Annotated in this window: 8 protein-coding genes and 1 pseudogene; 4 read left to right on the top strand and 5 right to left on the bottom strand. The window is 72.1% G+C overall.

What is annotated here, in order from left to right; genetic code table 11:
- Positions 1-107: 107 nt before the first annotated feature.
- From AB0O11_RS38845 to AB0O11_RS38835, 3 genes are read left to right on the top strand one after another with little or no spacing between them, the layout of a single operon-like run.
- On the top strand, positions 108-584 hold the full coding sequence (locus AB0O11_RS38845; protein ID WP_363397232.1) for a hypothetical protein: 477 nt from the start codon (positions 108-110) through the stop codon (positions 582-584).
- 35 nt (positions 585-619) lie between these two features.
- A complete protein-coding gene (locus tag AB0O11_RS38840; RefSeq protein ID WP_363397229.1) occupies positions 620-1,513 on the top strand; it encodes an alpha/beta fold hydrolase in 894 nt (297 codons plus the stop codon).
- 5 nt (positions 1,514-1,518) lie between these two features.
- Complete coding sequence (locus AB0O11_RS38835; protein WP_363397226.1) at positions 1,519-2,184, top strand: 4'-phosphopantetheinyl transferase superfamily protein; 666 nt, start codon at positions 1,519-1,521, stop codon at positions 2,182-2,184.
- 226 nt (positions 2,185-2,410) lie between these two features.
- Here AB0O11_RS38835 and AB0O11_RS38830 read toward each other — a convergent pair whose 3' ends face one another.
- Together AB0O11_RS38830 and AB0O11_RS38825 are read right to left on the bottom strand one after the other, a co-directional pair.
- Positions 2,411-3,568: a GDSL-type esterase/lipase family protein gene (locus AB0O11_RS38830; protein ID WP_363397223.1), complete on the bottom strand. Its 1,158-nt coding sequence runs from the start codon at positions 3,566-3,568 to the stop codon at positions 2,411-2,413.
- A 108-nt stretch (positions 3,569-3,676) separates the two neighbouring features.
- Positions 3,677-4,684: an AraC family transcriptional regulator gene (locus tag AB0O11_RS38825; protein ID WP_363397220.1), complete on the bottom strand. Its 1,008-nt coding sequence runs from the start codon at positions 4,682-4,684 to the stop codon at positions 3,677-3,679.
- A gap of 203 nt (positions 4,685-4,887) precedes the next feature.
- Between AB0O11_RS38825 and AB0O11_RS38820 the strand changes: the two genes are divergently transcribed.
- Entirely contained in the window at positions 4,888-5,355 is a 468-nt protein-coding gene (locus AB0O11_RS38820; RefSeq protein ID WP_308020276.1) for an anthrone oxygenase family protein, read from the top strand.
- Positions 5,356-5,427: 72 nt separating this feature from the next.
- Here AB0O11_RS38820 and AB0O11_RS38815 read toward each other — a convergent pair whose 3' ends face one another.
- The 3 genes and pseudogenes from AB0O11_RS38815 to AB0O11_RS38805 form a co-directional block, all read right to left on the bottom strand.
- Positions 5,428-6,123: a polysaccharide deacetylase family protein gene (locus AB0O11_RS38815; protein ID WP_363397217.1), complete on the bottom strand. Its 696-nt coding sequence runs from the start codon at positions 6,121-6,123 to the stop codon at positions 5,428-5,430.
- 178 nt (positions 6,124-6,301) lie between these two features.
- Positions 6,302-6,904 carry an anthrone oxygenase family protein gene (locus AB0O11_RS38810; protein WP_363397214.1) on the bottom strand — a complete coding sequence of 201 codons (603 nt, stop codon included), beginning with the start codon at positions 6,902-6,904 and terminating at the stop codon, positions 6,302-6,304.
- Positions 6,905-7,082: 178 nt separating this feature from the next.
- A pseudogene (locus AB0O11_RS38805) lies at positions 7,083-7,182 on the bottom strand (NmrA family transcriptional regulator); the annotation flags it as partial.

Below are 7,182 nucleotides of genomic sequence, written 5' to 3'. Positions count from 1 at the left end.
GCCAAAAACACCTACGACCCCACCCACACCCTCACCCCCGGCCAAAACATCTTCCCCTAACACCCAAAACACCCCACCCAAACAACACACCCAAAGGACCCACCCCCATGCACCCCATCCACCACACCGACCAAACCCTCCTCAACCACCCCACCGACATCGTCTGGAACGCCCTCATCGACGAACTCAACGGCAAAACCACCTGGTGGCACCCCCACAACACCCACCAACCCGGCCCCACCGGCCCCCACCACCGCAACGGCACCACCACAACCACCATCCACACCGGCGGAATCGGCAAACCCGGCCCCAAACTCCACTTCACCTCCACCACCACCCACATCACCCCCCACATCCAACTCACCCAAACCCACACCGGCCACTTCCACGGCACCACCACCTACACCCTCACCCCCCACCACAACAACACCCAAACCCAACTCACCATCACCTTCAGCACCACACCCCATCGCCTCGCCAAACTCCTCAACAAACTCACCAGCCTCACCACCAAACACACCACCGCCACCCAAAACGCCCTCACCAATCTCCACCGCCACCTCAACAAGCAAAACCCCGAATAGAAGAACCAAAAACAACACCGGAAAAGGAGGCCCCCGTGACCACCACCGAACTCCCCGCGCTCCCCGCCCAGCACGCCGTCACCACCACCGACCACGCCGCGACCACCGACGATCACGCGCACCTCGCCATCACGGTCCACCAGCCGGGCGAGCCCGACCCGAGCCGGCCGCTGGTGCTGCTCGTCCACGGCTGGGCCGCCTCCCGGACCGTGTGGCACGCCACCGCGCACCAGCTCGCGGCGGCCGGGCACACGGTGGCCACGTACGACCAGCGGGGTCACGCCTCGTCGACGTCCGGGCGGGAGCCGATCAGCATCGAGCGGCTGGCGCGGGACCTGGACACCGTCGTGGGAACGCTCACCACGCCGGAGCGGCCGGTCGTGGTGGTGGGGCACTCCGGTGGGGGGTACGCAGCACTGGCCTGGGCGGCGGGGCTGCCCGCCAGGCGGGGTGGCGCAACCAGCAAGCGGCTGGCGGGGCTTGTGCTCGTGTCGACTGCTTCTTACGGGCAGAACACCCCGGCGAACGAGGTCAAGATGATGGGGTCGAAGCTGTTCAGCCGGGCGCTGCGGACCCCGTGGCTGGGACGCCGACTGCTCGGGGGGACGCACGGGCCGGGTGCCTCGCTGTCTGCACGGGAGGCCAACCGTCGGCTGTTCGCCGCCACCTCGCCGGCGACCCGGGCCGCCTGTTTCGCGTCGACCCAGGAGATGGACCAGCGCGCGGGCCTGGCCGGGATCACTGCGCCGACCACGGTCATCACCGGCACCGAGGACAAGATCGTGAAGCCCGGGTTCAGCCAGGAGCTCGTCTCGGCGCTGCCGCACGCCGAGCTGCACCGGATTCCCGGCACCGGCCACATGGTGCCGTTGGAGACTCCGCAGCACATCGCGCACCACACTCACCTGCTGGTCACGGCCGGACGCTGACGACCGTGACCACCGCCGCCCCAGCCGGTGTCCTGGCCGCGCTGCTCCCGCCCCACGTCCACTGTGCCGAGGTCTTCGGCTCCCCGGCCGAGGCCCGGCTGCTGCCGCTGGAGGCGGCGTACATCCAGGACCGATCGCCGCGCCGCCAAAGGCAGTTCGCCACCGCTCGGACACTCGCCCGCCAGGCGCTCGGCGCTCTCGGGCACCCGCCGGTGCCGCTGCTGCCCGGGCCGGGAGGGGCGCCCCGGTGGCCGGCGGGCGTCACGGGCAGCATCACCCACACGGACGGGTACACGGCCTGCGCCGTTGCGGGCACCGGGCACCTCGCCTCGCTCGGGATCGACGCCGAGCCCGCCCGGCCGCTCCCCCGGGGTGTGCTCCAGCTGGTCAGCAGTGAAGCCGAGCGGAGCGGCCTGGCCATGCTGTCCGAGGGCGGCGTCCCGTGGGACACCGTCCTGTTCAGTGCCAAGGAGGCCACCTACAAGGCCGTCCATCCGCTGACCGGCACCTGGGCGCCGCTCGCGGCCATCTCCGTCACCGTGCACGCCGACGGCACCTTCACGGCCCGCCACCCGCACCATCCCGCCGTCCGCACCGGTTCCTGGGGCGTGCACCGCGGCACGGTCGTCACCGCGCTCGCGCTCCCGCCGTACCGGGCGGCCGCCGCCTGAGGCCTCCGATGGCGGTTCGAGCCCCCGTGACGCCGGTAACCATGCGCGCGCGCTCACTCCACAAGCCCCGCCCCTCGCCCGGCATCGGCACGGCTGATGCGGGCCGGGGCGCGGCTGTGGGGTTTCGCGCCGTTCCACGCGTTCGTGCTGCGGTCGGCGAGCCTGGCCGCCCTGCTGTGCAACGGCCTCACCGTCAGTTCCACCAAGGGGACTTGGCGGACGCGACTCACGGGGCCAACGTGCCGTCGGAGGTGAGAGCGAGTTGGGCGAAGCGCTCCGCGATGAGCCGGTGGGCCTCCGGGGAGGGGTGGAGGCCGTCGGGGAGCGGGTGGGCGTCGTGGTCGGGCTCGCCGTAGAGGGCCAGGCCGTCCAGGTGGTACAGGTGGTGGTCGCCGTCGGCCCGGCGCTGGGCGACGATGCGGGCCAGTTCGGCGCGGATGACGGTGAGGGTGAGCCGGCCGGCGGCGACTTCGGCGGGGTCACCGGTGGCGCGGAAGCGCAGGGTGCCGCTGCTGAAATCGGGGGCGAGCGGGCCCGGCACGGATTCGTGGAGCGGGCAGAGCAGCGGGGAGACGACCAGCAGCGGTGTGATCGGATGGCCGTCCCGGATGGTGTCCAGGAAGCCGTGGACGGCCGGGGTGAAGGCGCGGAGCCGCATTGCGTCGCTGTTCACGAGGTTGATGCCGAGTTTGAGGCTGATCAGGTCCGCTGGGGTGTCGCGGATGGTGCGTGCGGTGAAGGGGTCGAGCAGGGCGCCGCCGCCGAAGCCGAGGTTGGTCAGGTCCAGCCCGGCGCCGTTGGCCACCAGGGCGGGCCAGGTGCCGGTGGGATGGGTGGCGTTGGAGCCGTGGCTGATCGAACTTCCGTGGTGCAGCCAGCGCTTGCGGGTGCCGGTCGGGATCGGCTGGATCGGTGCGTCGGTGTCGAGGGCGATCAGTTCGGTGGTCTCGGTGTGCGGGAGCCAGATCTCGACGGTCTTGTCCCGCTCCGGCAGACCGGTGAACCGGGCGCTGCCGGGCGGTCCTTCGGTCAGTTCGAAGCGGCCGGTGGCCAGGTCGACGGTGCGCAGGTTGCCGCCGGGAACACTGGCTTGCGCGGTGAGCCGGCCGTCCACCAGGAGGTCGTGGACACCGTCCGGGACGTTCGGGACGCCCGGGTAGGCGCGTTTGGTGGGGACGGCATGCAGCGTGATCGTGGTGGCGCGGGTGCGGAAGGCCAGCCGGACACCGGAGGGCTGGGACTCGGCCATCGCGAGCTGCTCGTCCGGAATCTGCCGGCGGGCCGCGGCGGGCAGGCGGTGCGGCAGCAGGCCGCGGCGGGTGTGTTCGACGTCGAGGTGGCCGTGGAGGAGGTCCTCGGTGACGGGGGTGGTGATCGTCGTCATGGTGCTCTTCGGGTCGTCGGGTCTTCGGGTCGTCACAGAAGTCGCATGGGGCACAAGAGTCGCACGACCCGCATGACTCGTACGAGAGGCAACCGGAGAACGGCCCGGTCAGCCCGCCAGGATCACCGTCTCCGCCGGCCCCGAGAAGCCCGCCGGCTGCGCCGGGGTGCCCGTGGCGGCCAGCCGGCGGTGCTCCTGCGGGCTGATGCCGCGCACCCGCTTGAACGCCGCCGAGAGGGCGAAGGCGTTGCTGTAGCCGACCTTGCGGGCGGCGAAGGCGACGGTGCACTCGGGCTCGCGCAGCAGGTCGGCGGCGACCGCCAGGCGCCAGCCCGCCAGGTAGGCCATCGGCGGCTCACCGACCAGGGCGGTGAAGCGGCGGGCCAGGCCGGCCCGGGAGACCCCGACCTGCTGGGCCAGATCGGCGACCGTCCAGGCGGTGGCGGGGTCGTCGTGCATCAGCCGCAGTACCGGGCCGACCACCGGGTCGTGCTGGGCGCGGTACCACGCGGGGGCGCCGGAGTCGGGGGCGGCCAGCCAGGCGCGCAGCACGGAGACCACCAGGAGGTCCAGAATCCGGTCCAGGACCAGCTCCTGGCCGGGCTCGTTGCGCCCTATCTCGGCGGCCAGCAGGTGCACCAGGGTGTCGTCGGCGCCGGTGCCGGCCGGACGGACCAGCAGCGCGGGCAGGCAGCCGAGCAGCCGCTGGCCGATCTCGTGCTCGGCCTGGTAGGTGCCGGACAGCACCACCGAGGAGGCCCGGTCGCCCTCCCGGCCCTGGCCCCAGGTCCGGACGCCGAGCGACATCACCTCGGAGACGTCCACCCCGTCCTTGGTGCAGACCTGGCCCGGGCCGACGATCACGTCCACCGGGGTGTCCGGGTCGTCCGCCACGGTGTACGGCTCCGGGCCGCGCACGATCGCCACGTCCCCGGGGTGCAGCAGCAGCGGGGTGCCGCGCTCGGGAAGGATCCAGGCGTCGCCGCGGACCATCGTCACCACCGAGAGCGGAGCCCGGTCCTCGATCCGCAGCGACCACGGCGGGGTGAGGATGGAGCGCAGCAGGAACGCGCCACGGGCCTTGGGGCCGTCGAGGAGTCCCGTCAGAGTGTCCATGCCGTCAAGTGTAGACGTCAGGACATTATTTGACGTCTGATCATTTGAGAGACTCTTGAGCAATCGAGGTGGCTCGCGCCACTCAAATGCCGGATGATCTGCCCACGGGGTACGGACCGAGACACGACGACTGCGGTACCGCGATACCGACAGCGAGAAGTGAGGGGCTCACGACGATGGAAACGGCACGCACACTCGTCCTGGTGGCGGCCACTGTCACCTGTGGACTGACCGCAGGACTGTTCTACGGCTACTCGTGCTCGGTCATGCCCGCGCTCGCGCGGGTCGAGGACCGGACCTTCATCGAGGTCATGCAGCGCGTCAACGTGGCGATCCTGAACGGCTGGTTCGTCCTCGGCTTCGTCGGCGCCCTGCTCGCCACCGCGGCCGCGGTCGCCCTGCACCTGCCCTCGGACGGGCACGACGTCCTGCCCGCGACCATCGCCGCGCTGGTGCTGTACGTCGCGATGATCGGGGTCACCCGCTCGGTCAACATCCCGCTGAACGACGAGCTCGAAGCCGCCGGTTCGGCCCAGCGGATCACCGACCCGGCCGCGGTGCGCAGCCGGTTCGAGGCCCGCTGGGTGCGCTTCAACGTGCTGCGCGCCCTGCTGTCGACCGGCGCGCTCGCCTGCCTCGCCTGGGCGCTCGTCCTCAACGGGCGGAGCTGACCGGGCCCGCACGCTCGACGGGCGGGCCCGACCGCGCCGCCCGTACCCGCCACCCTCCGCGGCCGGCCGGACTCAGCCGCAGAGGGTGGCGAAGCCGTACCCGCGTGCCTTGAGCGTGGAGATGATCGCCGGCAGCGCGGCCACCGTCTGGCTGCGGTCGCCGCCGCCGTCGTGCAGCAGGATCACCGAGCCGGGCCGGACGTTGTTCAGCACCCGCGACCGGATCGCGGCCGTACCGGGACGGGACCAGTCCGCCGGGTCCACCGACCAGAGCACGACCTGCTTGCCGAGCGCCGCGGCCTTCGAGCGCACCGTGCTGTTGACCGCGCCGTACGGCGGGCGCAGGCAGCTCGGGGTGCGGCCGGTCTGCGCACGGATGGCCTTGTCGGTGTCGGTCACCTGTGCGCTGAGCGCGGCGGCGGAGAGCTTGCGCAGGTCCGGGTGCGACCAGGAGTGGTTCTGCACGCTGTGGCCCCGCCTGGCGACCTGCGCGGTCACCGAGGGGTGGGCGGCGACGTTCTGTCCGATCTCGAAGAAGGTCGCGCGCACTCCGTACCGGTCGAGCGTCGCCAGGACCTTGGGGGTGTAGGCGGGGCTGGGGCCGTCGTCGAAGGTCAGGTAGACCACCTTGCCGCCCTTGGCGCCGGCCGCCTCCGCCTCCGCGGCGGGCAGGGCGACCGCCGCTCCCGCCGCCAGGGCCACGACGAGCGCGCCGATCGCGGCCCTGAGCCTGCCAACTGCCTTGCGCCTGCCGGGTCGTACGGACATGCCTGCTCCCTGCGGTCGGAACTCCCGTGCACCGGCCAGTCTGCTCCCGACGACCCGTCCGCCGCGACCCGTCGTCGATCGCGAGCGAACGGAATCGGCCAGCCGGGCACCGGGTGCCGCCGACATGCCGAAGGCCCCCGACGGGGTTCCGTCGGGGGCGGTGTGCGGGGGGCGGCGTTCAGCGCTCCGCGCGGCCGTGCAGCACCAGGGAGCGGGTCAGCGCGAGCAGACCGCCGGTGCAGAGCGCGGTGCGGAGCATGTTGACCGGCACCCAGGTGTCCGCGAACTTGGCCCGCACGGCGGCGAGGTCGTGGATCTGAGACACGTCGCCGGCCGCCGCCAGCTCGTTGTTGAGCGGGATGTTGACGCCCATGGTGACGATCAGCGCCACCACGTACAGCACCGTCGCGGCCGCCGCCCACAGCGCGGCCTTGCGCCGGCCGGCCTTGTGCTGGAGCCAGGCGGCGATGCCGGTGGCGAGGAAGGCGCCGATGAAGACCAGGCCGAACAGCCCGTTCCCGTCGATCGACTTGTTGATGTGCTGCATCGCCGTCACGTAGGTCCCGTCGTCGCCCGCCGCCAGGCCCGGCATCACCGAGACGTCGAAGGCGAAGAACAGGCCGGCCATCAGGCCCATCGCGATGGTGGCGCCCACCAGGAGCGGCCCGGCGGCCTTGCTCCGGGTGGCGGGCACGGCCGGGGCCGGACCTCCCGGCGCGAGGCCGGTGAAGGACTGTGCAGCAGTGTAGGAAGCAGGGGTCGCGGTCTGATTCGAGCGCATCGGTATTCCTTCGGTCTCCCCGGTCCCCGCCCGACGCGGGGACCCTCCCGGTGCCGGGCCGCCGGCCTCCTCACCGCTCCCGGCCGCGGCCGGGTGGTCGGTCAGGTGGTCGGCGCCGCCCGGCACCGACGATCAACTGGACTGCCGTACGGACGGCAGGTGTTGCCCTTCTGGCTGGTCACGCGTTCCACACGCCCGAGGCGGCGGCCTCGCGGGCGTAGTCGGCGAAGTCCCGCGGCTCACGGCCCAGCGCCCGCTGCACACCGTCGCCCAGCGAC

The sequence above is a fragment of the Kitasatospora sp. NPDC093102 genome (genome assembly GCF_040683915.1).
Taxonomy (GTDB): Bacteria; Actinomycetota; Actinomycetes; order Streptomycetales; family Streptomycetaceae; genus Kitasatospora.
The sequence above is the reverse complement of the archived record's forward strand: the minus strand, read 5'-3'. Positions and strand labels throughout refer to the sequence as shown.

Bases quoted from the DNA above. Each gene is read 5' to 3' on its own strand.
- AB0O11_RS38845 (WP_363397232.1), top strand. From the start codon at position 108: ATGCACCCCATCCACCACACCGACCAAACCCTCCTCAACCACCCCACC.
- AB0O11_RS38830 (WP_363397223.1), bottom strand. From the start codon at position 3,568: ATGACGACGATCACCACCCCCGTCACCGAGGACCTCCTCCACGGCCAC.
- AB0O11_RS38825 (WP_363397220.1), bottom strand. From the start codon at position 4,684: ATGGACACTCTGACGGGACTCCTCGACGGCCCCAAGGCCCGTGGCGCG.
- AB0O11_RS38815 (WP_363397217.1), bottom strand. From the start codon at position 6,123: ATGTCCGTACGACCCGGCAGGCGCAAGGCAGTTGGCAGGCTCAGGGCC.
- AB0O11_RS38810 (WP_363397214.1), bottom strand. From the start codon at position 6,904: ATGCGCTCGAATCAGACCGCGACCCCTGCTTCCTACACTGCTGCACAG.